At 63.7% G+C, this 25,650-nt stretch carries 26 protein-coding genes; 14 read left to right on the plus strand and 12 right to left on the minus strand.

The annotated features are described in order from the left end of the window. Nucleotides 1-25 precede the first annotated feature (25 nt). Complete coding sequence (locus tag KO539_RS21385) at nucleotides 26-205, minus strand: hypothetical protein (RefSeq protein WP_219311554.1); 180 nt, start codon at nucleotides 203-205, stop codon at nucleotides 26-28. Between the two features lie 303 nt (nucleotides 206-508). On the opposite strand from KO539_RS21385, the gene KO539_RS21390 reads away from it, so the two are divergent. After that, nucleotides 509-757 carry a heavy-metal-associated domain-containing protein gene (locus tag KO539_RS21390; RefSeq protein ID WP_181877857.1) on the plus strand — a complete coding sequence of 83 codons (249 nt, stop codon included), beginning with the start codon at nucleotides 509-511 and terminating at the stop codon, nucleotides 755-757. 18 nt (nucleotides 758-775) lie between these two features. Here KO539_RS21390 and KO539_RS21395 read toward each other — a convergent pair whose 3' ends face one another. The 3 genes from KO539_RS21395 to KO539_RS21405 are packed head-to-tail and all read right to left on the minus strand — an operon-like array spanning nucleotide 776 to nucleotide 3,264. Beyond that, nucleotides 776-1,303 (minus strand): SCP2 domain-containing protein, encoded by a 528-nt coding sequence (locus KO539_RS21395; RefSeq protein ID WP_099380266.1) that lies wholly within the window; start codon nucleotides 1,301-1,303, stop codon nucleotides 776-778. A 20-nt stretch (nucleotides 1,304-1,323) separates the two neighbouring features. Next, a complete protein-coding gene (locus KO539_RS21400; RefSeq protein WP_219311556.1) occupies nucleotides 1,324-2,220 on the minus strand; it encodes a U32 family peptidase in 897 nt (298 codons plus the stop codon). A gap of 9 nt (nucleotides 2,221-2,229) precedes the next feature. After that, nucleotides 2,230-3,264 (minus strand): peptidase U32 family protein, encoded by a 1,035-nt coding sequence (locus KO539_RS21405; protein WP_219311674.1) that lies wholly within the window; start codon nucleotides 3,262-3,264, stop codon nucleotides 2,230-2,232. Between the two features lie 165 nt (nucleotides 3,265-3,429). On the opposite strand from KO539_RS21405, the gene KO539_RS21410 reads away from it, so the two are divergent. The 7 genes from KO539_RS21410 (at nucleotide 3,430) to KO539_RS21440 (ending at nucleotide 12,440) form a co-directional block, all read left to right on the plus strand. After that, nucleotides 3,430-3,846: a hypothetical protein gene (locus KO539_RS21410; protein ID WP_176390219.1), complete on the plus strand. Its 417-nt coding sequence runs from the start codon at nucleotides 3,430-3,432 to the stop codon at nucleotides 3,844-3,846. Between the two features lie 118 nt (nucleotides 3,847-3,964). Then, complete coding sequence (locus KO539_RS21415; protein WP_219311558.1) at nucleotides 3,965-5,713, plus strand: ribonucleoside triphosphate reductase; 1,749 nt, start codon at nucleotides 3,965-3,967, stop codon at nucleotides 5,711-5,713. Next, a complete protein-coding gene (gene nrdD / locus KO539_RS21420; RefSeq protein WP_219311560.1) occupies nucleotides 5,710-5,907 on the plus strand; it encodes an anaerobic ribonucleoside-triphosphate reductase in 198 nt (65 codons plus the stop codon). The genes KO539_RS21415 and nrdD overlap by 4 nt, the downstream gene beginning before the upstream one ends. Next, a complete protein-coding gene (locus KO539_RS21425) occupies nucleotides 5,900-6,604 on the plus strand; it encodes an anaerobic ribonucleoside-triphosphate reductase activating protein (protein ID WP_219311563.1) in 705 nt (234 codons plus the stop codon). Before nrdD ends, KO539_RS21425 begins: the two co-directional genes overlap by 8 nt. A 148-nt stretch (nucleotides 6,605-6,752) precedes the next feature. After that, nucleotides 6,753-10,808 (plus strand): Pls/PosA family non-ribosomal peptide synthetase, encoded by a 4,056-nt coding sequence (locus tag KO539_RS21430; RefSeq protein ID WP_219311565.1) that lies wholly within the window; start codon nucleotides 6,753-6,755, stop codon nucleotides 10,806-10,808. Nucleotides 10,809-10,829: 21 nt separating this feature from the next. Next, nucleotides 10,830-11,345, plus strand: a complete 516-nt coding sequence (locus KO539_RS21435) for a 4'-phosphopantetheinyl transferase superfamily protein (RefSeq protein WP_219311567.1) — start codon at nucleotides 10,830-10,832, stop codon at nucleotides 11,343-11,345. A 198-nt stretch (nucleotides 11,346-11,543) separates the two neighbouring features. Beyond that, a complete protein-coding gene (locus tag KO539_RS21440; protein WP_219311569.1) occupies nucleotides 11,544-12,440 on the plus strand; it encodes a LysR family transcriptional regulator in 897 nt (298 codons plus the stop codon). On the opposite strand, the gene KO539_RS21445 is transcribed toward KO539_RS21440, so the two are convergent. After that, entirely contained in the window at nucleotides 12,437-13,114 is a 678-nt protein-coding gene (locus KO539_RS21445; protein WP_219311571.1) for a phosphoribosylanthranilate isomerase, read from the minus strand. The genes KO539_RS21440 and KO539_RS21445 overlap by 4 nt on opposite strands. Nucleotides 13,115-13,135: 21 nt before the next feature. Here KO539_RS21445 and KO539_RS21450 point away from each other — a divergent pair, with 21 nt between their 5' ends. Next, nucleotides 13,136-13,273: a hypothetical protein gene (locus KO539_RS21450; RefSeq protein WP_219311573.1), complete on the plus strand. Its 138-nt coding sequence runs from the start codon at nucleotides 13,136-13,138 to the stop codon at nucleotides 13,271-13,273. A 62-nt stretch (nucleotides 13,274-13,335) separates the two neighbouring features. Continuing rightward, nucleotides 13,336-13,740, plus strand: coding sequence for a hypothetical protein (locus KO539_RS21455; protein WP_219311575.1), 405 nt, complete (start codon nucleotides 13,336-13,338; stop codon nucleotides 13,738-13,740). An 89-nt stretch (nucleotides 13,741-13,829) separates the two neighbouring features. Here the strand turns inward: KO539_RS21455 and KO539_RS21460 are convergent, their stop codons facing one another. The 7 genes from KO539_RS21460 to KO539_RS21490 form a co-directional block, all read right to left on the minus strand. Continuing rightward, the gene (locus KO539_RS21460; protein WP_219311577.1) at nucleotides 13,830-14,864 is read right to left on the minus strand and encodes an RNA methyltransferase; all 1,035 of its coding nucleotides are present in this window, start codon (nucleotides 14,862-14,864) and stop codon (nucleotides 13,830-13,832) included. A 64-nt stretch (nucleotides 14,865-14,928) separates the two neighbouring features. Further along, entirely contained in the window at nucleotides 14,929-15,270 is a 342-nt protein-coding gene (locus tag KO539_RS21465; RefSeq protein WP_034756972.1) for a zinc ribbon domain-containing protein YjdM, read from the minus strand. A 90-nt stretch (nucleotides 15,271-15,360) separates the two neighbouring features. Next, complete coding sequence (gene dmeF / locus KO539_RS21470; protein WP_219311579.1) at nucleotides 15,361-16,332, minus strand: CDF family Co(II)/Ni(II) efflux transporter DmeF; 972 nt, start codon at nucleotides 16,330-16,332, stop codon at nucleotides 15,361-15,363. A gap of 10 nt (nucleotides 16,333-16,342) precedes the next feature. Then, nucleotides 16,343-16,618, minus strand: coding sequence for a metal/formaldehyde-sensitive transcriptional repressor (locus KO539_RS21475; RefSeq protein ID WP_034756961.1), 276 nt, complete (start codon nucleotides 16,616-16,618; stop codon nucleotides 16,343-16,345). 58 nt (nucleotides 16,619-16,676) lie between these two features. Continuing rightward, nucleotides 16,677-17,501 (minus strand): TlpA disulfide reductase family protein, encoded by an 825-nt coding sequence (locus KO539_RS21480; RefSeq protein WP_219311581.1) that lies wholly within the window; start codon nucleotides 17,499-17,501, stop codon nucleotides 16,677-16,679. Nucleotides 17,502-17,575: 74 nt separating this feature from the next. After that, nucleotides 17,576-18,112 (minus strand): DUF2325 domain-containing protein, encoded by a 537-nt coding sequence (locus tag KO539_RS21485; RefSeq protein ID WP_225242253.1) that lies wholly within the window; start codon nucleotides 18,110-18,112, stop codon nucleotides 17,576-17,578. A 272-nt stretch (nucleotides 18,113-18,384) separates the two neighbouring features. Then, complete coding sequence (locus KO539_RS21490; RefSeq protein ID WP_219311583.1) at nucleotides 18,385-18,990, minus strand: hypothetical protein; 606 nt, start codon at nucleotides 18,988-18,990, stop codon at nucleotides 18,385-18,387. Nucleotides 18,991-19,212: 222 nt separating this feature from the next. On the opposite strand from KO539_RS21490, the gene KO539_RS21495 reads away from it, so the two are divergent. From KO539_RS21495 to KO539_RS21510, 4 genes are all read left to right on the plus strand, one after another. After that, a complete protein-coding gene (locus KO539_RS21495; RefSeq protein ID WP_219311585.1) occupies nucleotides 19,213-22,554 on the plus strand; it encodes a type VI secretion system Vgr family protein in 3,342 nt (1,113 codons plus the stop codon). Further along, the gene (locus KO539_RS21500) at nucleotides 22,551-24,092 is read left to right on the plus strand and encodes a hypothetical protein (protein WP_219311587.1); all 1,542 of its coding nucleotides are present in this window, start codon (nucleotides 22,551-22,553) and stop codon (nucleotides 24,090-24,092) included. The genes KO539_RS21495 and KO539_RS21500 overlap by 4 nt, the downstream gene beginning before the upstream one ends. A 2-nt stretch (nucleotides 24,093-24,094) precedes the next feature. Further along, on the plus strand, nucleotides 24,095-25,105 hold the full coding sequence (locus KO539_RS21505) for a PoNe immunity protein domain-containing protein (protein WP_081922354.1): 1,011 nt from the start codon (nucleotides 24,095-24,097) through the stop codon (nucleotides 25,103-25,105). Between the two features lie 92 nt (nucleotides 25,106-25,197). Further along, nucleotides 25,198-25,611: a PoNe immunity protein domain-containing protein gene (locus KO539_RS21510; protein ID WP_219311589.1), complete on the plus strand. Its 414-nt coding sequence runs from the start codon at nucleotides 25,198-25,200 to the stop codon at nucleotides 25,609-25,611. The last annotated feature ends 39 nt before the right edge of the window (nucleotides 25,612-25,650 follow it).

Below are 25,650 nucleotides of genomic sequence, written 5' to 3' on the forward strand. Positions count from 1 at the left end.
GAACCTTCGAAAAGATAACGGATGGTTACAAGGAAACAGAGCGCTCGGCGACTGGCGGCGGCTGGCTGTTGAATGGGAGCACAGGGTCCCGCACGACACCTGCGGTAAGCGCTTGCGCCGGAGAAATGTTGTTACGAGGAATCATGTTCGGTGAAAAATTTACAAGTGTCAACAGCTGTTCTGTTGAACTCGCCTTGCGTTTCATCAAACATCCTGCACACGATTGAGACGTCTGTTTGACATCGATCAATAAAACCATTAGTAATGTTTTTGACGATACCAAAGTGCCTTACGCGCCAGCGGCGTTGCCTCCAGCAAACTGAAATAGAGCCGCCATGGAGGGCACAACAGCACTTCCAGGCTGGCCAGCAGGGTTGGGAATTAATCCAGATCAATAAAACCGCAAATAGAAAATAAATCTTGCGTGCTGCTCTGGACGGCATGCGCGCCCCTCGCCTACGCTGTTTTTTTATTTGAAAAACAAGAGGAACCCATGCGGACAGCGCGCTTGAATATTATTGGAATGGATCACGAAGGCTGCGCCGACAGGCTGACGGGCGCGCTCGAAGCCGTCACGGGCGTGGCCACCGTGTGCGTCTCGCTGGCGCGCCACGGCGCCACGGTGCAATTCGACGAACGGCTGGCCACGCAGGAACGCCTGCTGGCCGCCGTCAATGACGCCGGCTTCATGGGTGAAGCAACGGATGAAGTACAGCTGGCCTCGTGCAGCGGCGCCTGCGGCCACTGCCGCCACTGAACGCAGCCAACTCCCCGCTCAGCCTTCCCGCGCGCCCCGGTCGCGCAGATGCGCCAGCACGCGGCGCGGTCCCAGCGCCTGCAGGTCGAACGGCGGCAACTCGATGGCGTCGAGCGTATTCTTGAACAGCAGACCCAGTTCCGTGTCCCCTTCCAGGCTCAGGCGGCGGCTGAAGAACAGGGTGTCCGGGTCTTCCTGGCGCCGCGCCAGCAGCATCAAGTCATGCACGCTGGCGGCGATGCACAGGTCCGGCACGTCGACATAGCGCTCGGCCACGAACACCGTGCCCTGCCACTCGAAATCGAAGGCGATGCCCGCGTCCAGCAGCCGCAAACGCAGGCTGCGCCCTTCCAGGCTGCGCCGCACGTCGTCGGGCAGTTGCGGCGCCAGCAGGCGATTCAAACCCTGCACGAACAGCCAGGAGGCCGGATACGGCGGCAGCTTGGACAGCAATTCGGCCAGCGGCTCGGGCAGCCGGTACGACACGGCGGGCTTGCTCATACTCGGCTTGGCCGGGACGGGCAATCTTTCCAGTTGATCTTGCATGGTGCTTCCTTTCGAGGCGTTCAATGGGCGGCGTGCTGTTCCATGCCGGGCTGGCCGTGCCAGTAACCGTCACAGGCGCCGGCCGGCTGGCAAGCCGCCAGTTGGGCCTGGGCGCCGATGCCGCTGACCTGGCCGCGGCGGACGCGGTCGAAGATGGCAATCACCTGTTCCGTATGCATGGCCTGCGGGCTGATGCGCGCCACCGCCACGCCCATGTCGCGCATGGCATCGAGTTCGCGCACCAGGTTGTAGACGAGCGCCGACTGCGTCTGCGTGCCGTTCAACACGAGGAACGGCACTTCGTCGCGCGTACGCAGCAGCAGGCCATCCGGCTCTTCCAGACAGCTGTAGCCGCAATCGTCCTTCGGCAGGTTGCGGTTGCGCGCCGTGAAGCAGCGCGCCGAAAACGCCAGCGGCATGCGGCCGTAGGCGAACACTTCCGTCTCCAGCCCTTCCGGTTTCTGGCGCTGCATCTCGGCCAGCGCCGTCTGTCCCATTTCCAGCGGCATCACCCAGCGCCGCGCCCCGAGGCGCGCCAGCAACTGCAGACTGGGGCCATTGAACAGGTTCAAATGGGGGCCGGCGACGAAGGAGGCGCCCTTTTCCATGCAGTGCACGGCGCCCATGTCGTTGGCCTCGACGCCGTAGCGGCCATTGCCCGTGATGCGGCGCAGGGTCGCCAGTTCCGCGCCCGCCTCGATCAGCGCCTGCGTCGACAGTACCACTTCCTTGCCAGCGGCGGCCAGCATGTCGGCGATATCGAGCCAGTCGGCCAGGCGCACTTCATGCCGGCGCGAACACACGGTTTCGCCCAGGTAGACGATATCGACGGCCGTGCCGGCGATCTGCTGGTAAAACTCGAAGACGGTGGCGCGCGGCCAGTAGTACAGCAAGGGGCCCAAAGAAAGCTTCAGCATGTTCATCCTTTATTTCCAAGATCTATGGTAGGCACCTAATGTGTGCTGCTGGCCCTCGGCCAGCTTGTCCATGGCCGCCATCCAGCCCGGCTTGACGGCGTAGCGCGCATTGCCTTCGCGGCAGGCGTCGATCGCTTCGCGCCACACGCGCGTCACCTGCGCCACATAGGCGGGGCTGCGCTGGCGTCCTTCGATTTTCACGGCGCGCACGCCCATGGCAATCAGCTGCGGCAGCAGCGCCAGCGTGTTCAGGCTGGCCGGCTCCTCGATGGCGTAATACTCTTCGTCATTGACTTCGAAACGTCCCTTGCACAGGGTCGGATAGCTGGCGTTTTCGCCCGGTGCATAGCGGTCGATCAGCACGCCGTTCAGACGCGATTCAAGGCCGTTCGGCGTTTCCAGCCAGCGCACGGATTTCGCCGGCGAACACACGCCGTGCGTGTTCGGCGCCTCGCCCGTCGCATACGACGACAGCGCGCAGCGCCCTTCGACCATCACGCACAGGCTGCCGAAACCGAAGACCTCGATCTCGACTTCCGTCTTGGCGATCAATTGCTCGACCTGCGCCATCGACAGCACGCGCGGCAGCACGGCGCGGGCGATGCCAAAGTGCTCATGGTAAAAATTGATGGCTTCGTAGTTGGTGGCCGAGCCTTGCACGGACAGGTGCAAACGCAGCTGCGGGTGGTGCTGGGCCGCATACGCCATCAGGCCCGGATCGGCCACGATCATGGCGTCGATGCCGGCTTGCGCGGCGCGGTCGATGGCACTGCGCCACACGGCCCAGTTGTGCGGCTGCGGATAGGTATTCAGCGCCAGCAGCACCTTGCGTCCATATTGATGGGCATAGCGCACGCCCTCGGCGATGGCCTTCTCGTCGAAATTGAGGCCGGCGAAATTGCGCGCATTGGTGGCGTCGCGAAAGCCCAGGTAGACGGTGTCGGCGCCATTGTCGACGGCCGCTTTCAAGGCAGGCAGGCTGCCGGCGGGGCAGACCAGTTCCAGCGGTCCGGCCACGCGGGTGGCGGTGGTTGAATCAAGCATCATGATATTCACAGTCCTGTATCGGCTCAGGGTGCAGACTATAGCCCCGCCCATGCCGCCCAGTCCTTGACGCAGGTGAAGGAATGCATGCATGGCTGGCGCGCGTTCAACTTGCTTGACCTGGCTGTAAAATGCCCCACTTTTCACCCTCGTCGATTGACCGCCATGACCCGCAAACCGCTGCTGATTTTCCTGCTCACCCTGTTCCTCACCGCGCTGCAAGTGCAGTGGGCCGGCCCGGCCGATGGCTATGACGCAAACACCATCTCCGTCCTGTCGCCGGAAGTGCTGGGCGCCTATCCGGGCGTGCTGCTGCTGTTCCTGCTGGCCGTGTTCGCGCGCCGCCAACTGCCGCTGCTGCGTCAGGCCGCCATCTGCACGGGCTTGCTGGCCGTCTACTGGCTGCTGGCGAACTACGTGACGTTCGACGCACGCGTGGCCAGCTGGAGTACCTACTCGCCGCTGGAAATCTGGGCGCATGTGCTGCCCGCCTCCGTCGCCAGCATCGCCGCCTGCGGCGTCGCATTCTTTTGCGCGAGCTGGCTGATCCTGCGCGAAACGCGCTGGAACAAAACCGGCTGAGGTGGTTTTTTCACCTGCATCAAGGATTCGTCACGCAACTGCACGCACCCTTTGACGCCACTATATTTAGTGATTAATCTCCATAAAAACACCGCATGTTGTGTTTATTGGAGGTTTCATGACGACAAATGCAGTTTCCCCCACACGCGGCCAGGTCGATGTCGCCGCGTCCATCAATGAATACCTGGACCGGCGCGACTGGCGTGTCAACGCCAACGCCAACCAGGGCTACTCGCTGGGCGGCCTGATACTCAACGTGTCGGGCAAGGTCATCGCCAACTACTGGCTGGACCAGGTGTATCCGCCGGAAGTGGGCGCGGCGCACCGCGAAGCGGCGCTGCACATCCACGACCTCGACATGCTGGCCGGCTATTGCGCCGGCTGGTCGCTGCGCACCTTGCTGCACGAAGGCTTGAATGGCGTGCCGGGCAAGATCGAATCGGGCCCGCCGAAGCACATGTCGAGCGCCATCGGCCAGATCGTCAACTTCCTCGGTACCCTGCAAAACGAGTGGGCCGGCGCGCAGGCGTTCAGCTCCTTCGACACCTACATGGCGCCCTACATCCGCAAGGACAGCCTGCGCTACGAAGACGTGCGCCAGTACATGCAGGAGCTGATCTTCAACCTCAACGTGCCATCACGCTGGGGCACGCAAACGCCATTCACCAACCTCACGTTCGACTGGGTCTGCCCGGACGACCTGCGCGAACAGATTCCCGTCATCGCCGGCCAGGAGATGGACTTCAGCTATGGCGAGCTGCAGGCCGAGATGGACATGATCAACCGCGCCTACATCGAGATCATGATGGCGGGCGACGCCAAGGGCCGGGTCTTCACCTTCCCCATCCCCACCTATAACATTACCGAGGATTTCGACTGGCATAGCGAGAACGCGGAACGCCTGTTCGAGATGACGGCCCGCTACGGCCTGCCCTACTTCCAGAACTTCATCAATTCGGAACTCAAGCCGAACATGATACGTTCCATGTGCTGCCGCTTGCAGCTGGACTTGCGCGAACTGCTCAAAAGGGGCAATGGCCTGTTCGGTTCCGCCGAGCAGACCGGTTCCCTGGGCGTGGTGACGATCAACTGCGCGCGCCTGGGCCACCTGTGGCGCGGCGACGAGCCTGCGTTGCTGGCCGACCTGGACCGCCTGCTGGAACTGGGCAAGAGCAGCCTGGAAATCAAACGCCGCACCATCGAGGAACTGATGCAGCAAGGCCTGTTCCCGTACACGAAACGCTACCTGGGCACCCTGCGCAATCACTTTTCCACCCTGGGCGTAAACGGCATCAACGAGATGATCCGCAATTTCAGCGGCGACGCTTACGACATCACGTCCGCCGAGGGCCATGCGCTGGCGATACGCCTGCTCGACCACGTGCGCGCCCGCATGGTGCAATTCCAGGAAGAGACGGGCCATATGTACAACCTGGAAGCGACGCCGGCCGAAGGCACGACGTACCGCTTCGCCCGCGAAGACCGCAAGCGCTATCCCGCCATCCTGCAGGCGGGAACAAGCGACAACCCGTATTACACGAATTCGTCGCAGCTGCCCGTCGGCCACACGGACGATCCGTTCGAGGCGCTGGAATTGCAGGACGCGCTGCAACGCAAGTACACGGGCGGCACGGTGCTGCACCTGTACATGACGGAAGCGCTGTCGGACGCCAACGCCTGCCGCGAGCTGGTAAAACGCGCGCTGAGCCGCTTTTCGCTGCCCTACATCACCGTCACGCCCACGTTTTCCATCTGCCCGCGCCACGGCTACCTGGCCGGCAAACATGAATTCTGTCCCACCTGCGACGCGGAACTGATCGCCCGCAAGCAGTCCGATCTCGCTCACCCACTCAAGGAAACGCCATGAACGCACGTCCCGACTTCACTCCCGCCATCACCCTGCTCGACACCGAACGCCAGCGCTGCGAAATCTGGACGCGCGTGATGGGCTACCACCGCCCCGTCGCCTCGTTCAACATCGGCAAGCAGGGCGAATTCCACGAGCGCCAGTATTTTACGGAAGCGAGCGCCAAGGTGGGCCAGCGCGCCTGCCATGGCTGAGTTGAAAGTGGGCGGCCTGACGCCCTTTTCCGCCACCGACTATCCCGGCAAGCTGGCGGCCGTGGTGTTCGTGCAAGGCTGCCCCTGGCGTTGCGGCTATTGCCACAATCCGCATTTGCAGGCGCGCACGCCGGAAGGCGCCATGCCCTGGCAGGACGTCCTGACCTGGCTGCGCCGCCGCGTGGGCCTGGTCGACGCCGTCGTCTTCAGCGGCGGCGAAGCGTGCATGGACCCGGCGCTGGCGCGCGCCATGCAGGACGTCAGGGCGCTGGGGTTCGGCATCGGCCTGCACACGGCCTGCATCTATCCGCAGCGCCTGCAGGAAGTGCTGCCCCTGGTCGACTGGGTCGGCTTCGACATCAAGGCGCCGTTTGCCGACTATCGTCATGTGACCCGCGTGGCCGGCAGCGGCGACCCGGCGCGCGCCTGCCTGGACGCCATCCTCGCCAGCGGCGTGGCCTACGAATGCCGCACCACCACCCACCCGGACCTGCTGCCGGACGAACAGTTGCTGGCCCTGGCCGCCACCCTGGCCGCCAAAGGCGTCGAGAACTACGTGCTGCAACAGTTCCGCGCCGAAGGCTGCGCGGATGCGGCGCTGGCCGGCCGCCCCCTGCACGGCTATCCGGCGGCGACTACTGTGGCGCAAATCGGCGCCATGTTTCCGCGATTTACATTCCGTAATCATGGCGGTTGATCCTGCAGCCACATAATTGTTGAAAGTCCCACAAAATTCCCCGTTCTGCAACGCTGAAACGTCTTGCGTACTGTAATGTATCAACTGTGCCGCGCACCTTGCGCGGCACAGCAGATTCCTCACACCGCATTACAGATAAGCGTCATCCATGAACGATTTCACCGCAGTCAGCCCAGCCCCCCCTTCCACCCACGCCGACATCCTGTACGGCCCACCGCGACCGGATCTGCTGCGCGAGGAAGTGCTGGCCGACCTGCTGGAAGCGACGGCCCGCCGCTGCCCCGAGCAAATCGCCCTGATCGATGGCGCGCGCCGCATCACGTATGCGCAGCTCGATGCGCAGGCCGGCCTGGCTGCGTCGCGCCTGGTGGCGGCCGGCGTCAAGCCCGGCGACATCGTGGGACTGTGGCTGCCGCGCGGCGCCCATCTGCTGCTGATGCAGGCGGCCATTGCCAAGGCGGGCGCCGCCTGGCTGCCCGTCGATGAAGACACGCCCGTCGAGCGCCTGCAGGTGTGCCTCGATGACGCGAATGGCTTTGGCGTCATCAGCTGCGCGCAGTTCGCGCCACGGCTATTTGACGCCGGCGTCAAACGCCACGTGTGGACGGCGGAAAGCCTGCTGGCCCCCGCCGCGCCGGGCGAACTGCTGCCGACGCGCGGAGCCGTGCTGCCCGAGCACCCCGCCTACGTGATCTACACGTCCGGCTCCACGGGCAAGCCCAAAGGCATATTGATCAACCAGCGCAGCATCTGCCACTTTCTGCGCAGCGAAAACGCCGTGCTGGAAGTGGCGCAAGACGACACCGTCTACCAGGGCTTTTCCGTCGCCTTCGACATGTCGTTCGAGGAAATCTGGATCGCCTACCTGGTGGGCGCCACCCTGTGGCTGGGCCCCAAGGAGATTTCGGGCGACCCGGAAGCCTTGCCGCGCGCGTTGGCCGCCAACCACGTCACCGTGCTGCACGCCGTGCCGACCTTGCTGGCCCTGTTCGCCGAGGAAGTGCCGAGCCTGCGCCTGATCAACCTGGGCGGCGAGATGTGCCCGGAGTCCCTGGTCGAACGCTGGTCGCGCCCAGGCCGCGCCATGTTCAACACCTATGGCCCCACGGAAGCGACCGTCTCGTGCAGCCTGGCGCGTTTGCGGCCGGGCGAGCCGGTGACCATCGGCACGCCGCTGCCCAACTACGGCTTGCTGGTGCTGCAGGTGGCAGAAGCGGGAGAAAACCGTCCCTTGACTTTGCTGGCGCGCGGCGAGACGGGGGAGCTGTGCATCATCGGCCCCGGCCTGGCCGAGGGTTACCTGGGCCGGCCCGACCTGACGCTGGAAAAATTCCTGCCCAATCCCTGGAGCACGGGCTCCGACGACGCGCGCCTGTACCGCACGGGCGACCTGGCGCGCATCGATCTTGATGGCCAGGTGCTGTGCCTGGGCCGCGCCGACGACCAGGTGAAAATCCGCGGCTTCCGCGTGGAGCTGGGCGAGATCGAAGCCGTGCTGGCGCAGCAACCTGGCGTAGGCACGGTGGCCGTCTTGCTGCGCAAGGATGACGGCATCGACCAGCTGGTGGCGTACATCGTCGGCAGCGACGATGCGCCGGCCGACGCCCTGACGGCGAAAACCCTGCGCGCGGCCCTGAACCTGCATTTGCCGCCCTACATGGTGCCGGGACGCTTCGAGTTGCTGCCGCTGATGCCGCGCCTGACCTCGGGCAAGATCGACAGAAAAGCCTTGAAAGCCATGCCCCTGTCCGCACCGCCGGCTGGTGAGGCGGGAGAGTCGGACGTGCCGGAAACGCCGGCCGAAGCGGCCCTGTTCGCGGCGCTGGCCAAGCTGTTTCCGGGCCAGGCGATTTTGCGTCAGCTGGACTTCTTCAGCGACCTCGGCGGCCATTCCTTCCTGGCCGCGCGCCTGGCGTCCGCACTGCGCGCCGATCCGGCCTACGCCCACATGACGGTGCGCGACATTTACCAGAACCGGCAGATCGGCAAGATCGCCGCCGTACTGAATGAAGCGCCGGCGCTGGCCACGCCGGAAGCGGAGTGGACGCCGCCATCGACCGTGAAACGCTGGCTGTGCGGCGCGGCGCAGGCGGCGGCCGTGCCGGGTCTCGTCACCCTGCGTATGGCGCAGTGGATGGCACCGTTCTTTACGTACCACTTCTTCACGGGCGACACGGGCGACACCGTGCCGCGCGCCATCGCCGCCTCCATCGGCGTGTTTTTACTCGCGACCCTGGCAGAATTTGCCATCGCGATCGCCGGCAAGTGGCTGATCGCGGGGCGTTTGAAGCCGGGCAGCTATCCGCTGTGGGGCGTCACCTATTACCGCTGGTGGCTGGCCGACCGCCTGGTCGAATCGGCGCCCGCCTACCTGCTCAGCGGCTCGTCCCTGAACAGCTGGTGGCTGCGCGCGCTGGGCGCCAAAGTGGGCAAGGAAGTCGTCATCGGCTCGATGACCCTGCGCGCGCCCGACCTGCTGTCCATCGGCGACAACGTCAGCGTGGGCAATGCCGTCAACTTTGAAAACGCCCGCGTGGAACGGGGCCGTTTGCTGCTGGGCCGGATCAGCATCGGCGACGATGCCTGCATCAGTTCTTACGCGATCATGGAAGGCAATACCACAGTGGGCGCCTTCGGCCACCTGGAAGGTCAATCGGCGCTGGCCGATGGCGCGGCGGTGCCGGCCGGAAGAGTCTACACAGGTTCTCCCTCGCGCGACATTGGCGCGTTCGACCCTGCCAGCCAGCCGCCGCGCCCCGCCGTCTCGCGCCTGCGCCTGACGGGCGAAACCGCGTTCTTTTGCTTCGGCATGGTCTTGATCGCCGTGCTGTTCTTCATGCCCGTCTTCCCCAGCTTCGTGCTGATCGACTGGTTCGACGAGCGCGAAATGATGCCGTGGCTGCAGGGTCGCGACGTGACGACCCAGCTGGCCCGCTACTTCCTGCTGGCCTTCCCCGCCAGCGCCGTGCTGATCGTGCTCACGGCCCTGCTGTCGGCCGCCATCCGCTGGGGCGCGCTGCCCCGTTTGAAGCCGGGCAGCTCGCCCGTGCACAGCAATATCTATTGCGCCAAGTGGCTGGTCAGCCATATCCAGGAATCGAGCCTGAACGTCCTGCACGGCATTTACGCCACCGTCTACGCGCCGTACTGGTATCGCCTGCTGGGCGCCAAGGTGGGCAAGGGCGCCGAGATTTCCACGGCCCTGGGCGTGGTGCCCGACATGCTGACCCTGGGCGACGACACCTTCATCGCCGACGCCGTCATGCTGGGCGACGAGCAGATCGACGGTGGCTGGATGACCATGCGCCCCACCGTCATCTCGCACCGCAGCTTCGTCGGCAACGGTAGCTATATCCCGGATGGCACGGTGCTGCCCGAGCACGTGCTGATCGGCGTGCATACGCATGCGCCGCGCAATGAGCAGATGCACAGCGGCGATACCTGGCTCGGCTCACCGCCCATGCATTTGCCCGCGCGCGAACAGGTCAGCGGCTTTGCCGAGCACCTGACGTTCAAGCCGTCGCTGTTGCGCCGCCTGGGCCGCAGCCTGATCGAAGCGTTCCGCATCGTCGCGCCGCACGCGGTGGTGATCGCCGTCGGCTATACCCTGGTGCTGGACGTGATGCCGATCGCGGGCGCGGGACGCTGGGGCGAAGTGGTGAGCGACCTGGCGATTGCCGGCCTGGCCTACGGCATCGGCAATTTTTTGGTGGTCGTGCTGTTCAAGTGGTTGCTGCTGGGACGCTACCGCAAGCACGCGGCCCCCATGTGGACGCCGTTCGTGTGGATTTCGGAAGGCGTGACCAATCTGTACGAAGGCATCGCCGTGCCCAACTTCATGCGCTACCTGCGCGGCACGCCGTGGCTGCCGCTGGCCTTCCGCCTGTTCGGCTGCAAGATCGGCCGCGGCGTCTACATGGACACGACCGACATCACGGAATTCGACTGCGTGCACATCGGCGACTACAGCGAATTGAACGCCCTCACCTGTCCGCAAACGCATTTGTTCGAGGATCGCGTCATGAAGATCGACCATGTGGAAATCGGCCAGCGCGTCTACATGGGTCCGCGCAGCTCCGTGCTGTACAGCGCCAAAGTGGGCGACAACGCGCGCCTGGGACCGTTGACCCTGGTGATGAAGGGCGAGCACATCCCCGCCGGCAGCAACTGGGCGGGCTGCCCGGCCGCGCCTTTGCGCAACTGATCGTAGCTGATGGACTCTACGGTGCTCTGGTCCGGGGATGGCGTGCTGGTGATCGGCATCGCCGCCGTGCTGCCGCGCGCCGAAGCGCGCCTGCGCATCCGCGCCGCCGTATGCGAGGCGGCGGCGCAGTGGCTGAAGTTAAATATCGAGACGATTTCGGTGGCGTCGACGCCGGGCGCCCCTCCGCGCCTTCTGCTGGCCGGACGCGCGGCGGGCCTGTCATTCAGCCATGACGAGGGGATCTCGCTGGCCGCCATCAGCCTGCATGGCGCCGTTGGCATCGACGTGATGCGCGTGCAGGACATTGCCGACTGGTTCCATCTGGCGCGCGATTATCTGGGGCCGCAGGTGGCCGAAGCACTGAGCGCCTGCTCCGATGCGCAGCGCCCATTGGTCCTGGCGCAGGCGTGGACGGCGCGCGAGGCGGCGCTCAAGTGCGCGGGCAGGCAGTTGGCGGAATGGGATGCACGGCCCATAGACTGCCATTTACAGCCCCTATCCCTGCCTGCGCCTTACGTCGCGACCCTCGCCTCTTAGTCTTCCTTTCCTTTTCCAGCGCCTCCGATCTGGACGAAAATCAGTTTTACGATAATACTGACGAGCAATCCCAGCACCCCGATCAATTCCAGCATGGCCATTCCTTTGCAGTGACAGCAGACCAGGCCACTGTAACGCGAATACCGGGACCAGGCTAATATCAAATCAGGCAGTCTCCGATCTCGAAAAGGCATACGATTGATTTCCATCAGACAGTTCCGCTATTTTGTCGAAGTCGTCGATGCGGGCAGCTATTCGCGCGCGGCGGAAAAGTTATTTATCGCGCAGTCGGCCCTGAGCCGGCAAATCAAGGAGCTGGAAGGCGAAGTGCAAGCCCTGCTGCTGACGCGCGACGCGCGCCATATCGAACTCACGCCCGCAGGGCAAGTCTTTTATGAACGGGCCAAACGCATCCTCGAAGACATCGACGAAACCGTGCGCCAGACGCGTCACGTGGGGCAAGGCGCGCAAGGCATCATCCGCCTGCTGCATTCGAGCTCCGTCACGCTCACGCCCGCCATCGGCGCCGTGCTGAACCGTCTGCTGGCGCAGTTCCCCGGCGTCTCGCTCGATGTGTCGAAGGGATCGTCGGAAAACCAGGCTGCCGATATCGAGGAAGGCCGCGCCGACCTGGGCCTCGTGCGCCTGCCCACCCTGCGCAAACACGCCAACATCGTCGTGCGCGAACTGTTTGCGGAAAAGCTGGTGGTGGCCGTGTCGGCGATGTCGCCGCTGGCCACGCTGGAACGCACGACGATAGCCGCGCTGCGCGACGAAGCCTTCGTCTCGATCCCGCACAAGGACCGGGGAGGTCTGAGCTACCTGGTGGCAGGCATGTGCCTGGCGCAGGGCTTCTTTCCGAAGGCAGCGCGCGCCCTGTCGCGCAAGACCTCGCAGCTGAACCTGATCGAGGCGAACATGGGCATCGCCATCGTCCCCGACAGCATGCGCCTGGTGGCGCCGCCCGGCGTGCGTTTCATCGGGCTGCCGGACGAGGAATCGCATTCCGTCGTCGGCCTGATTTCGCCGCGCGCGGCCAGCGGCATGGTGGCCGCGTTTACGGAAGCGTTCGTGCGCGAGATGAATACACTCTAGCCTTCCGCATACAGCGCCGCGTCCACGTCGCGCACGGCCGCCATCAGCAAGGCCAGCTTCATGACATCGAGCTGGCCATCCGTGCGCACGCGCGAGCACAGGTCGATGCCGTAGGGGCGCACCTGGCGCAGCGCGTCGGCAACGTTGGTGTCGTCCAGCCCACCGGCGAGGAAAACGGGACGGGGACTGGCGCGCACGAAGCGCGCACTGATGGACCAGTCGTGCGTGCGGCCCGTGCCGCCCAGTTCCGGGACCAGCGCGCCGGGGCGGCCCGAATCGAGCAGGAAAGCGTGTACGTGGGGCGCGTAGGCGGGAATCAGCGCCAAAGCCTCGGGTCCTTCCACGTGGATCACCTGCACGCGCCGCACATGCGGCAGCAGGTGCGCCAGTTCCTCGACTTCACGCGGGTCGATATGGCCGACGATCTGCACGGTGGATGGTTGCGTGGCGCGCACGTGTTCGGCGATGCGCTGCGCCGTCGTCTCGGACGTCAGCAGGAACGTGGCCACGGGCGGCGGCGTCCAGGCGGCGATCTGCGCGATGCGCGCGTCGGGAATCGGGCCGGGACCGGACGGCATGGCCGCCACCAGGCCCAGCGCGTCGGCGCCGGCGGCTATGGCCAGTTGCGCTTCGTCGATGGAAGCGATGCAGCAAATCTTGATGCGGGTTCTCATGGCCTTGCGTGTTCAAATGGAATGAGCAACATTACAACACAGGGCGGCACGCGCGCCAAGACACGCGGTCAAGGCCGCGTCATGCCGCCGCAAACCCATCACCAGCACAGCAACGAGCAAGGGCAGACTCTTTGGCGCCTGATCGTCAGCCCGCGCTGATTGACATGCGCTAGGTGGCGGACGATACTTGATTTATCCCGGATCGCCATTGGAAGCCGCACATGCGTATCGTCGACTTTGAAGTCCGCAAGGAGTGTCCGCCGCAGTTGTGCGACTGCGCGCGCGAGCGCCTGCTCGGCGATGCGCAGGCGGACCTGTCCATCCTGCGCCTGAACCTGACGGAAGAAAAACGCCTGCTGGCGCACATCGACGGCATCGCCACCCTTGTCCAGCTGAGGAAACTGCAACTGCTGCTGCAGAAAAACCTGGGCGTGGAATTGCAGATTACACCGGGCAGCGGCGAAGTGCGCACCGTGCGCGGCTTCCAGATCCGCCTGCTGGAGCGGCCCGGCCTGTGCCGCAAGACGCGCGCCGCCATTCCGGCGGCCGTGCGGCGCTGCCTGGCCGCGCACCCAGAGATCGCATTTGCGATATTGAATGAAAACGATTTGCTCGGTGGGGTGTGAGCCGAGTAGGTCGGATTAGCGGGCACCGCGTAATCCGACACCATTGTTGGCGTATGTGCGAATGTCGGATTACGCTCCGCTAATCCGACCTACGCCGCCACGCTGGCGCGGATGGGAATGACCTTGCCCTTCGCTTCGCGCGCGCGCAACTGCCCGCAGCCGCCCTCCACATCCTGCCCCGCCGAATCGCGCAATTTGGTCAGCACGCCGCGCGCATGCAGGGCGGCGGCAATCGCGCGCGCCTTTTCCCAGCTGGGGCGCTTGAACGGCAAGTCGGCGATGGTGTTATACGGGATCATGTTGAGCACTGCGTACTTGCCCTGCAAGAGCGCGACGATGCCATCCATCTCGTCGTCGCCATCGTTGACGCCTTCCATCAGGGTCCACTGGTACTGCACCGGGTAGCCGGTCAGGCGCGCATATGATTCGCCGAAGTCCACCAGTTCGCGCGGCGACAGCCTGGGCGCGCGCGGCAGCAGCTGTTCGCGCAACTCCGGCTTGGTCGTATGCAGCGACAGGGCCAGCGCCGGCTTGACCCGCCCTTGCGGCAGGCGCTCGAAGGCGCGCGGGTCGCCCACGGTGGAAAACACGAGGTTCTTGTGGCCGATATTGCCCTCGGTGCCCAGCAGCTCGATCGCTTCCATCACATTGTTCAGGTTATGCGCCGGCTCGCCCATGCCCATGAAGACGACTTTTTTCACGGGACGCATGGTGCGCGCCAGCACCACCTGCGCGACGATCTCTCCGCTGGTGACTTGCCGGATCAAGCCGTCGCGGCCCGTCATGCAGAACTGGCATCCGACGGCGCAACCGACCTGGCTCGATACGCACAAGCCGTCGCGCGGCAGCAGCACGCTTTCCACCGTCTGGCCATCGTGCAGTCCCACCAGCAGGCGCGCGGAACCGTCCGCGCCCGGATGGGTGCTGAGCAGTTTCAGCATGCCCTGCAATTCGAGGTCGAGCGCGGGCAAGGCCACGCGCACGGGCAGCGGCAAAAAATCTTCGGCGCGGCGCCGGCCCTGGTCGTGCGGCTGGCCCTGGATCCAGTCGCGCAGCACGCGCTGTTCGTGCAGGGGCTTGGCGCCCAAGGCGCGCAAGCGCTGGCGGAGATGATCGATTTGCATGGCGTCTGAATAAAAAAACGGCGCGCAGGAATGAAGCCGGCGCGCCGTGTTACGGATAAAAGCTTTAGACTTTCTTGACGAATTCCGTCTTCAGGCTCATGGAACCGAAGCCGTCGATCTTGCAGTCGATATCGTGGTCGCTGTCGACCAGGCGGATGTTCTTGACCTTGGTGCCCATCTTGACGACACCGCCGCCGCCCTTCAATTTCAAATCCTTGATGACGCTGACCGTGTCGCCGTCCTGCAGGATATTGCCGGCCGAATCGCGGTACACCTTGGCGCCCTCTTCCACCGCTTCGCCGGCCGTGGCCGACCATTCATGCGCGCATTCAGGGCAGATCAACTGGCTGCCGTCTTCGTACGTGAATTCGGATTTGCATTGCGGGCATGGTGGTAATGTGCTCATTTTATTCTCTGTCTGGTGAACAGCGCGTGCTGTAAAAGCCGACATTATACTGCCTACGCCCCGCATCAGCATGCTTTTTCACCATCATTGTCAAGGCCGGCGAATAATCTCGATGGTGCTGTGGACGATTTCCTCGTGGATGCCGATGCGCATGCGCAGCTCGGCGGCCGTCAATGCGGCATCGCGGCTGACGACGGACAGCGCGCACGAGTACAGCTGCTTGCCGACTCGCCACACATGCAGATCGACGATGCGCGGCGTGTCGCCGGCGCTTGCCACTTCCACGGCTTCGCGGATTTCCTCCACCACGGGGTGGTCCATCTCGCGATCCAGCAAGACCTTGCCCGTTTCCTGCATCAGCTTTTTCGCCCACAGGGCCACCAGCACGGCGCCCGCGATGCCCATCACGGGATCGAGCCATTGCCAGCCGTAAGCCCACGCGCCGCCCAGAGCGACGATGGCCAGCACGGACGTGGCGGCATCGGCCAGCACGTGGATGTACGCGGCTTTCATGTTCAGGTCTTCGCCATGGCCATGGTGGTCGTGGTGACCGTGATGGTCATGGTGATCGTGGCCGTGGTCATGGTGGTGATCGTGATGCCCGCCGAGGATCAGCGCGCATACGAGGTTGACGGCCAGGCCGAAAGCCGCCACCGCCATCGCCTGCGGATAGTGGATGGGCTGCGGCGACAACAGGCGCTCGATCGAGGCCACGACCATCAGCACGGCCACGCCCAGCAGCAGGATGGCGCTCGTGTAGCCGGCCAGCACCTCGATCTTCCACGTGCCGAAGGCAAAGCGCGGGTCGCGCGCATAGCGGCGTGCGGCCGCATACGCAAACGCGGCCAGGCCGATGGCCAGCGCGTGCGAACTCATATGCCAGCCATCGGCCAGCAGGGCCATGGAGTTGTACCACCAGCCGGCGACGATTTCCAGCACCATGGTGGCCAGAGTGATCCACATGACGATGCGCGCACGGCGCTCGGCCTTGTCGCTGGCTGCGCCAAAGACGTGTTCGTGCTGCCAGGCGGAGAGGTCTTCCTTGATGAATGGCGTTTGCATGACGGTCTCCTTATTTGAGGTAGGTGCGCAGGATGCCCGCGATGTCGTCGGCGCCCCTGGCCCGCTCCTCGCCGGAGATATCGGGACTGGCCACGTGCTCGCGCAAGTGTTCTTCGATGACTTCGGCCATCAGACCATTGACGGCGCCGCGCACGGCGGCGATCAGCTGCAGCACCTCGCCGCAATCGCGCCCCTCTTCCAGGCCCCGCTCCAGACCTTCCACCTGTCCCCGAATACGCTTTACGCGATTGAGCAGTTTGGTCTTGTTGTGCGCCGTGTGTCCCATGATTCACTCTCGATAAATACTATAGGGGGGTATACTATCAGAAACGGCTGTAGCCGCGTCAAGGCGCCGGCGCGATCTTTTGCAGCTTGCTGGCCAGCGAGGCGTCGGACAATTCGCCCAGGTGGGTGTCGATCAACCTCCCCTGCGCGTCGTAGAACAGGGTGGTGGGCAGGGCCGAGGAACCGGCAGCCTTGCCCAGCGCCGCCTCGCTGTCGAGCAGCACATTGCGCAGGGTCACGCCGCTCCGCTCCAGAAAAGCGCTGGCGGCAGCCGCATCCTCGCGCTGGTTCGCATACACGAAGACGATATCGTCGCGCGCCTGCTGCGCGACGGCCAGCACGGGCATCTCGCGCCGGCATGGCGGGCACCAGCTGGCCCACAGGTTGACCACCATGGGCTTGCCGCCGGCCAGCGCCGCCAGGGTCACTGGCGCGCCGTCGAGCGCCTGCAACGCCACAGCCGGCAAGGCCGACGGCTTGTCGTACGCCAGCGAGATCCCTGCGCTCAGCACGCCCCAGGCCAGCGCGCCAGTAGCCACGCTGACAGCCAGCGGGCGGCGCATGGCCGCCATGGCGGGGCGCCGGCAGCGCCACGCGGCGATGGCCAGCGCGGCCGCGATGCCGGCCGGCGCGAGAAAACCGCCATCGCGGATATTGATGATGGACCAGGGCGCCACCAGATATTGTTCGTGCCAACGCAGGACGAACGCCAGGCGCGCCGCCAGCAGGCCGGCGATCAGCATGTCGGAAACGAGAGGACCGGCGTCCGGCTGTTGGCGATACCGCCTTAGCGACCACGCCACGCCATAGGCGACGCACAGGGAAACGATCAGCAGGACGAGGCCCGTGGGCAGGGCCAGGGGACCGATTTGCAGGGACAGCATGGGCGCTTTCAGGAACGTCGGGGGACGGCCATTGTGGCCCATGCGGATTAAGCAGGCGTTAAGCGGTGCGAAGGTCAGGTGAGCAGCGCTTCCTTGCGCACGAAATGCATGGCTTGCGGCTGGTCCACCAGCACGCACTGCTTGCCCGTGCGCTTGCAGTGGTCGTGCACGCGCCAGTAGGCGTCGTGGCTGACGCAGCCCGTCTGGCAAATCACCAGGTCGGCCGCCACCAGGCCCGCTTCCAGCGCCGCCACGTCGTCGGCGCCATCGTCGCCGCCAGCATGGTGCAGGAAGCGCCCGCCGGCCTGCTCGATGGCTTGCTGCGCCACGTTGGCGCCGGCGGCCTGTTGGCCCGCATTCTGCTCCAGATAGCTGCCCACATACAGCACGGCTTTTTCGCGCACGTCGGCCTGCAGGGCTGGCGCAGGCAGCCACTGCAGGCGCAGCAGCTCGCGCATCAGGTCCTGCACCCGCTCACCGAGCCATTCGACCCGGCGCGCCAGCCTTGCACGCGTCGGCAAGCCCGGCACGCTGGCCGCCAGTTCGGCCAGTTCATCGCGCGCCAGCGCCAGTTTTGTATCGCGGATCACGACCTGCGCCCGCGCGCGCATCAAGTCCGACTCCAACTGCGCGATGCGGGCCGCCTGCGCAGCCAGCTGCGCACTGCAGCGCGCCTGCGCGCGGCCATATTCCCCCATCAGCACGCGATGCTCGCGCGCGATCATGTCCTCGTTGCCATACATACTGCCCATCATGCCCTCCTTCACCGACCGTGGCGCCATGGCGCCAGCCCATCGCTACCCCATGGATCCGCATTATAAATGAGAATCATTATTATTTGTCCATGCGCGCGCGCTCGAGGGGTATGCGGTGGGCGCCAGCGTCACGCAGCCGGCGGACAATACAGCAGGCGCTTCCATACGTCGTCCTGCACCTCCCGCACATGCCGCAGGCCATCGGGGCCACGATAGATTCCCAGCGTGTTCGGCCACGCCATATCGATGAACAACAGCCGCGCCGGATCGATCAGCAGGGACTGGCCCACATAGTTCCCCTTGATTTCGCCCTTGTTGACGGTCAGCAGGCGCGCGCCACCGGCAAGCACCCGCTCGTCCAGCGCCACGCCACTGCGCTCGGCCACATCGCGCAGCCAGCGTTCACGCCAGCGCGCCTGCTCGCCGAACTGCCCCTTGGGCGGCCGGTCCAGCTTGACGATGGCCACCACGGGCCCGTCTATCCCCGCCTGCAGCGAAAAGCCCAGGCGTTCCTGCAGTTCGACCGTGTAGGCCTCACCCTTGACGTCGATCTGATAGCGCCCCACCCCGTCCTGTACCCGCAGGTCAGCCTGATGGTAGGAAGGTTTGACGCAATTGGCGTATTGATGGACGAGCACATCGAGAAACGGCGGCTCGACGGGGGATGTCGCCGCCATGGCGGGCGACAGGCTGGCACACAACATGGCGGCAGCCACGCATTGCATCGTATTCATTCTTGCTCCGGTTGTTGCACAATTTTTTCAATGGTGAAATTGGCAAGATCCGCACTCTACCTGATAGGGAGAAAACAGCCCGCACGACATGGAAGGACAGGCCCCGGCGCACGATTCAATTGAATCGCGCTTGTTAAATCATTATTTCTGAGGTGTAATCTTATAAGTAAATCATTGAATTAATTGCAAGCACACTCATCTCGCCACACGGAGTTCCAGTCCATGTCCGAATTGGTCCAAGCAAGCGCGTCGCCGTCACCCGGTACGTCACCCATCGCCAACGGTTTCAGCCAGGCCACGCGCCTGCTGAAGCTGAGCACGCCCCTGGGCCCGGACAAGCTGCTGGCCGAATGCGTGCGCGGCGAGGAAGGCCTGGGGCTGGGCTATACCTTCAACATCGCCGCCCTGTCGCTCGACGCGGCCATTCCCCTCAAGTCGCTGATCGGCCAGCCCATCCTGCTGGAATTGCTCATGGCCGATGGCGGCTGGCGCCCGTTCCACGGCCACGTCACCGGCGTCGAACTGGCGGGCGCGAACGGCGGCTTTGCCCGCTACAACCTGACCATGCAGCCGTGGACGGCCTTCCTGGCGCACGGCCGCGACAGCCGCGTCTTCCAGGACCTGGCGGTGCCCGACATCCTCGAAGTCGTCTTTGCCCGCTACCAGGGCCAGGGCATGCTGGCGCCGGCCTGGCGCTTCGACCTGCTCGACCGCGCAATCTATCCGAAACGCAGCATCTGCAGCCAATACCAGGAAAGCGACTGGGCCTTTGCCGAGCGGCTGATGAGCGAGGAAGGCCTGTTTTACTATGCCGAACACACGGGCGACGCGGGCAGCGCCAGCCTGGGCAGCCATACCCTCGTCATCGCCGACCACAACGGCAGCTTCAAGCCCAACACCCAGGCCAGCATTGCCTACAGCCAGCCAGGCGCCGTCATGCCGCAAGACACGATGGACCGCTGGCGCATGCAGCTGCGCCAGCAAACCAACGGCATCGAACTGTCCAGCTGGGACTACCGCGCGCTGGGCCAGCGCCCCATCAGCGCCGCCAGCGCCCATGACGGAACGATGGCGCTGGTCAGCCGCGACGCGCCCGGCGCCTATGCCTACCCGTCGCGCGAACACGGACAACGGCTTGCCGAGCGCCAGTTGCAGGCGCTGACGGCGTCCAGGGAAGTGTTTACGGGCGCCGGCACCGTGCGCACCCTGGCGCCCGGCACCACGTTTACCCTGAGCGGCCAGGCGCAAACGGATGCGGCGGGCGGTGGCGACGCTGCAAGCTTCCTCGTCACCCGCACGGTGCACCTGATGCATAACAACCTCGATGCGGAACTCGGCGGCGGCCTGCTGCAGCGCTTCGGCCAGGGCTTGCTCGACGCGCTGATCGGCGAAGAGGCGGCCGGCAGCCTGCATGCCGTCGGCGACACCATCAGCGAACGCCCGCCCTACCGCAACCGCATCGACGCCATCCGCAGCAAGGTCCCCTACCGCAGCAGCTATGCCAACGACCACGGCCAGCTGCTGCATCCACGCCCCGTCATCATGGGCCAGCAGACCGCCATCGTCGTCGGCCCGGCCGGCGCCCAGCTGCATACGGACCGCGACCACCGCATCAAGGTGCAATTCCACTGGCAGCGGGGGGCGCAAAGCCATAGCCGGCTGGCGCACCCGTCCGCCGACGGCCATACGGGCGCGCCCGGCGACGATAGCGCCGGCACGTGGGTGCGGGTAGCCACGCCGCTGGCGCCCGTTGCCGGCGCCAACTGGGGCAGCAACGCCCTGCCCCGCGTGGGCCAGGAAGTGCTCGTCGATTTCCTTGAAGGCAATATCGACCGCCCCGTCGTCATCGGCACGCTGTACAACGGCCGCGGCCAGGCGGACGCGCAAAACAACCAGGTCAGCCAGGGCACGGGCGCGGCGACGGGCAACGCGCCGGCCTGGTTTCCCGGCCAGGCCGGCGCCCACGCCCACCCGGCGGCCTTGTCGGGCATCAAGACGCAGGCATTGCCAACGAGCCAGGGCGGCGGCGGCGCCTACAGCCAGCTGGTGTTCGACGACAGCCCGGGCCAGGGCCGCGTCGCCCTGCAGCGCCACGCCGGCCCTCACCAGGGCACGGCCGAACTGAACCTGGGCCATTTGCGCCACCAGAGCGACAACCAGCGGCTGGCGCCGGCAGGCTTTGGCGCCGAGCTGAAAACGGAACACAGCGCCGCCCTGCGCGCGGGAGCGGGCATGCTGCTGTCGGCGCATGGCCGCGATGCCAGCGGCAGTCAGATGGATGCGCAGGAAGCGCTGGAACAGCTCAGGCAAAGCTTGCAACTGCAGACCTCGCTGACTGAGCAGGCGCAGAAACATTTCGCGCTCGAAATGCCCAGCCCGGCCACAGCCGGTGCGGCCGCGCCAGCTTCCGCTGCCACGCCGGACCAGACGGAGACGCCTTCGCCAGCCGCCCAACTTCCCGCCCTCGCCCAGATGCAGCACAGCATCGAGATCCTGGGCGCGACGGCCGAGGGCGCCGCCACGACGGGCCAGGGCCAGCAGGCGGCGGGCGGTGAAGGCCAGGCCAGCGCGTATGGTGACCCGCAACTGCAATTATCCAGTCCGTCCGGCATCGCCGCCACCACGCCAGCCAACGCCGTGCTGGTTGCTGGCGGCAATGGCAGTCTGACGGCGGGCGCGGATCTCAACTTTGCCGCGCAGGGCAACAGCCTGTACGCGCTGGGCAAGGGCATCAGCCTGTTCACCTACGGCAAGGCCAGCAGCAAGGACAAGCCCAACCAGGAAACCGGTATCCGCCTGCATGCGGCCAGCGGCAAGGTCAGCAGTCAAAGCCAGTCCGATGCGACACGGCTGACGGCGGACAAGGCCATCACCGTCAGCAGCACCGCCAAGAGCGTCACGGCGGCGGCCAAGCAGTACATTCTGATGACGGCCCAGGGCGCGTACATCCGCCTCGAAGGCGGCAACATCATGCTGCATGGACCGGGCAAGATCGATTTCAACGCCAGCATGAAGGAATTGACGGGGCCGGCGAGCAGCACCCCAAAATTACCTTTGTTGCCACAGGCTGGAGACGTAAGCAATTTCATGGAATTGAATTATCGCTGGGATGATTTACAGCCCATGGTGGGGGCGCCATACGCCTTGCTGTTCGACAATGGCACCCGCCTGGAAGGCAAGCTCGATGCAAACGGCTTTGCCCGTCTGGAAAACCTGCCTGATCGCAATGCTGTCGTGATCTACGGCGAAGACGAAAGGGAAGCGGTTCCCCGCCACAAGCAGAAACCGAACCAGCTGGCTGGCAGCAAGCCGAAAAGCGACGACGAGGCGCAATCGGTCCTCGAACGCTATCTGACGCAAGAGGCCGCTTACTACAAAGACAATTTCTTTCCGGATGAGCTCGCTGAAATGGCTGAAGACTTTCCTGCAGGCGCCACCGTCAGCACACTTGAATATGATTTTCACTACGACGATTATCGCTACAAGGACGAGGACACCATTGCAGACAAAGCCGCAAGCAAAAGCTACCGGGACTTGCACGATCAGGAAGGCGACGAGTCATGAGCGGCCTCACCCCTACCGTCCCGGCCAGCGCGATCCGTGGCGCCTCGCCTGCCAGCCGGGCGCTCAGGCAGGCCGATGACGGCATCGGTACTTGGCTGAGTGACCTCGTCACTGGTTCGGGCTCATCTCCCGCGCACATCATCATCACCGGTATTCTCGGTGTCGTCCCTGGTGTGGGACAGGCCATGGATGCGCGCGACTTGATCCTTGGCATCATTGTCATCAGCAAATCGCCGTCCGCCATCGGCGCCTGGGTGGAACTGGCCATCACCCTGGTCGGTTGCGTACCCGCCGTGGGCGATACGCTCAAGGTCGGCTTCAAGCTGATGAACAAGGGACACAATTTTGGCCGTGTGCTGGAAGCCGTCTCGCCCAAGCTGCGCGGCAACGTCGAAAAATTCATGCGCAAGATCGACTGGAACGTACTGGCCCGTGAAAGCAAGAGCTTGTTCAAGGGTGTAATCGATACGTTTATCGACGGCATCGATAGCTGGATCGTCAAAGCCGTGGCGGGAAAGTCGGAAGTCAAGCTGTTGATCCAGGAAATGCAGGCAATCCAGAAGCGCGGACCCAAAATGATCGAGGACGCCTTCGCCGAACTGAAAAAACTGCATGGCAAGATGATGGGCCATGACCTGCCGCACAACACGGCTGCGGTCGGCAACGCGACAGGAAAAGGCGTGCAGCATGCAGTACAGGAGGCGGGAAAGGACATTGCCGGCAAGGAAGCAAAAGCCGCCAGCAAGGCCGAAAAGAGACTTGCAGCGAAAAAGAACAAGGACGTCACCGGCAATCAGGCCAAGCCCAATTCCAGCAAGGTCAATACCAAGAAAAAAGGCGAAAAGAAAAAGCAGGGCTGGCACACCGGCGTACCGGCCGAGCACATCACGGATTACTTCGTGAAGAAAAGACATGCGCTGTTCAAGAAGGCGAACAATGCCGGCAAGCTGACCGAAGAACATAGCCTGCCGCACGCAGGACTCGATCATCTGTGGTTCAAAGGCGCTGCACTTAGCCAGCCTTTCGTTGTCGGCGAAACCAAGTCGAGCCTGTTCGATTCCTTCCGCCTGATGGCGGCGCTACCGGCCGATCTGCAGGAAAAATTCAGTTCCCTGAGGGCGGACGAAGCGGCGAATCCCACGAAAAACAATAACAAACCGAATATTTTCGAAAATGCGGACCGCGATGCCCATGCAAATCAAGACGTAAAAATAGGGAACCAGGAAGCGGATGAAAAAGAACTGAGAAAGGGCTTGAACAAGGAAAATAAAGAAACGAAGCTGCCGACGCAAATGAGCCACGAATGGATCGCCCGCTCGATAAAATCGGAGAAACTGACGGCTACCGGAGTCACCATCAAGCCCTTGATGAAAAAATACGCGGCAGGCCAGCTGCTCAATCCCAAAGCCAGCCCCCCCTATCTGCGCTGGATTTCACTGGTCACCGGTCGTCAATTGACCAAGCATCGGCAGTCAAAGGGGCGCAATCATGAAATCCAGTTGATGCTGGATATTCCAGAAAATATATTAAGGAAATAAGCATGCAGACACTGGATGAAAAGACTTTTCTCGCATCCCGTAGGGAGTTGCTGTTGTCATACGCCATCTATGTTGAAAGCAAAGACAGCCAGGACGAGTGCTTCGACATGGTGGAGGCAGGCTTGCAACAGCCCGCGGAAGTACTGCAGAATATCCCGCCAGAAAACTTCATGACGGCGACGCGCCAGCGGGCCTGGGAAGGTATCGACCAGCTCACCCTGGCCTACAGCGCAGGCCATACGACAGCCGATCTGCGCGCGCTGTATCCCACGATACTGGAATATTGGGAAGAGTTTGCCAGATATGACACGGCTTTTGACCTGCAGGCCAGCGCCGCGGAACGGGGCTTTCCCCACTTCGCCCTGCCAGATGTCGCATACGAACAAGTCAACCGGATGATCTGCCTTGGCATTCTCCTGGGTTGGGGTAATTTGCTGCCCCGCTTGGCGCCTGTCATCGATTTCAACAACCATGAAAAAGATGGGCTGGTTGAACGCCTGCTGGCATTTTCCATCGATGGCAGGGATACCGACTGGCCGGAATGCACGCGCCACCTGCCCTATTTCAAGACACTCAAGATATTCGCGGCAGAAGAAAAAGATCGTCCGGCGTTGATGCAGGACTACCTGGAAGAATGGTATTACGCCAGCCGCCGTGAACCCTACTATGACAGTCACGAGCGCGATACGTCATTTTTAGGCTACTGGTCATGGGAAGCGGCAGCCATCACCTGCCTGCTCGATATCGACGACAGCAGCTATCGCGATGCCACATTCTATCCGGCAGACCTGACGGCCTTTTTCCGGCAGGCACGCGTGGACTATGAACCGGACGGCGGCGGTCCTGTGCCGGCAAACGAGTTGCGCGCCAAGGCTGGCGACCCCTGCCCCAAGGCGGGAACGTGGGAATCGCTCGATATTCCTCCGCGTGCCATGTCGTATGAGCGGGAACAGCCCATGCTCGACCTCGAGTCAGGATATGGATTGACTGTCTGGCGATATCTGGAAAATTGAATATGCCCGCGGGGCGCCAGGCGCTCAAAAACATCCCAAGGCGGCAAGATGCCGGTTTTCGATGACTCCAACTATGGGGAAACAATTTGGTATTGGAGTACGGAACGGTATCCGGCCATGAAAATCATCCGCGCTGGTACGATGAGCATCTCAAAATCAGCGAAGAAGGCTATGCCGCCTTTTACGGCTACGTGACCTTCGAAGCGGCTGCAACCGTCTTTATGCTCGACCTGGACGACAGCCAAATCGAGCATCTCGTCTACCCCAAAGATCTGGTCGACTATGCGCGACAGTTATGGAAAGAAGGCCGCTACACCAGTCAGGAAACAGAACCACTGATACGCAAGGGACGCGTCGAGGGTGGCCAGCCCTGCCCTCAAACAGGTTTCTGGGAAACCCCAGCAAAGTTACACAGCCGCAGTCATTTCGCGCAAGGCCAAGTGATGCCTGTTTTTGATGACGCTGCATACGGTGAAACCATCTGGCATTGGAGTGAAGAACAATAGCCAATTTTCCATTTCGCACAACCAAGTATCTTAGGTATT

Source organism: Janthinobacterium sp. NKUCC06_STL (genome assembly GCF_019345455.1).
Taxonomy (GTDB): domain Bacteria; phylum Pseudomonadota; class Gammaproteobacteria; order Burkholderiales; family Burkholderiaceae_D; genus Janthinobacterium; species Janthinobacterium rivuli.

What these genes read in the sequence shown, in the direction of transcription:
- KO539_RS21410 (WP_176390219.1), top strand. Translation starts at nt 3,430, where the DNA reads ATGACCCGCAAACCGCTGCTGATTTTCCTGCTCACCCTGTTCCTCACC.
- KO539_RS21445 (WP_219311571.1), bottom strand. Translation starts at nt 13,114, where the DNA reads ATGAGAACCCGCATCAAGATTTGCTGCATCGCTTCCATCGACGAAGCG.
- KO539_RS21500 (WP_219311587.1), top strand. Translation starts at nt 22,551, where the DNA reads ATGAGCGGCCTCACCCCTACCGTCCCGGCCAGCGCGATCCGTGGCGCC.
- KO539_RS21400 (WP_219311556.1), bottom strand. Translation starts at nt 2,220, where the DNA reads ATGCTGAAGCTTTCTTTGGGCCCCTTGCTGTACTACTGGCCGCGCGCC.
- KO539_RS21465 (WP_034756972.1), bottom strand. Translation starts at nt 15,270, where the DNA reads ATGAGCACATTACCACCATGCCCGCAATGCAAATCCGAATTCACGTAC.
- dmeF (WP_219311579.1), bottom strand. Translation starts at nt 16,332, where the DNA reads ATGCAAACGCCATTCATCAAGGAAGACCTCTCCGCCTGGCAGCACGAA.
- KO539_RS21505 (WP_081922354.1), top strand. Translation starts at nt 24,095, where the DNA reads ATGCAGACACTGGATGAAAAGACTTTTCTCGCATCCCGTAGGGAGTTG.
- KO539_RS21460 (WP_219311577.1), bottom strand. Translation starts at nt 14,864, where the DNA reads ATGCAAATCGATCATCTCCGCCAGCGCTTGCGCGCCTTGGGCGCCAAG.
- KO539_RS21495 (WP_219311585.1), top strand. Translation starts at nt 19,213, where the DNA reads ATGTCCGAATTGGTCCAAGCAAGCGCGTCGCCGTCACCCGGTACGTCA.
- nrdD (WP_219311560.1), top strand. Translation starts at nt 5,710, where the DNA reads ATGAACGCACGTCCCGACTTCACTCCCGCCATCACCCTGCTCGACACC.
- KO539_RS21395 (WP_099380266.1), bottom strand. Translation starts at nt 1,303, where the DNA reads ATGCAAGATCAACTGGAAAGATTGCCCGTCCCGGCCAAGCCGAGTATG.
- KO539_RS21485 (WP_225242253.1), bottom strand. Translation starts at nt 18,112, where the DNA reads ATGCGCGCGCGGGCGCAGGTCGTGATCCGCGATACAAAACTGGCGCTG.
- KO539_RS21490 (WP_219311583.1), bottom strand. Translation starts at nt 18,990, where the DNA reads ATGAATACGATGCAATGCGTGGCTGCCGCCATGTTGTGTGCCAGCCTG.
- KO539_RS21405 (WP_219311674.1), bottom strand. Translation starts at nt 3,264, where the DNA reads ATGCTTGATTCAACCACCGCCACCCGCGTGGCCGGACCGCTGGAACTG.
- KO539_RS21415 (WP_219311558.1), top strand. Translation starts at nt 3,965, where the DNA reads ATGACGACAAATGCAGTTTCCCCCACACGCGGCCAGGTCGATGTCGCC.
- KO539_RS21425 (WP_219311563.1), top strand. Translation starts at nt 5,900, where the DNA reads ATGGCTGAGTTGAAAGTGGGCGGCCTGACGCCCTTTTCCGCCACCGAC.
- KO539_RS21475 (WP_034756961.1), bottom strand. Translation starts at nt 16,618, where the DNA reads ATGGGACACACGGCGCACAACAAGACCAAACTGCTCAATCGCGTAAAG.
- KO539_RS21480 (WP_219311581.1), bottom strand. Translation starts at nt 17,501, where the DNA reads ATGCTGTCCCTGCAAATCGGTCCCCTGGCCCTGCCCACGGGCCTCGTC.
- KO539_RS21455 (WP_219311575.1), top strand. Translation starts at nt 13,336, where the DNA reads ATGCGTATCGTCGACTTTGAAGTCCGCAAGGAGTGTCCGCCGCAGTTG.
- KO539_RS21450 (WP_219311573.1), top strand. Translation starts at nt 13,136, where the DNA reads ATGAGCAACATTACAACACAGGGCGGCACGCGCGCCAAGACACGCGGT.
- KO539_RS21430 (WP_219311565.1), top strand. Translation starts at nt 6,753, where the DNA reads ATGAACGATTTCACCGCAGTCAGCCCAGCCCCCCCTTCCACCCACGCC.
- KO539_RS21385 (WP_219311554.1), bottom strand. Translation starts at nt 205, where the DNA reads ATGAAACGCAAGGCGAGTTCAACAGAACAGCTGTTGACACTTGTAAAT.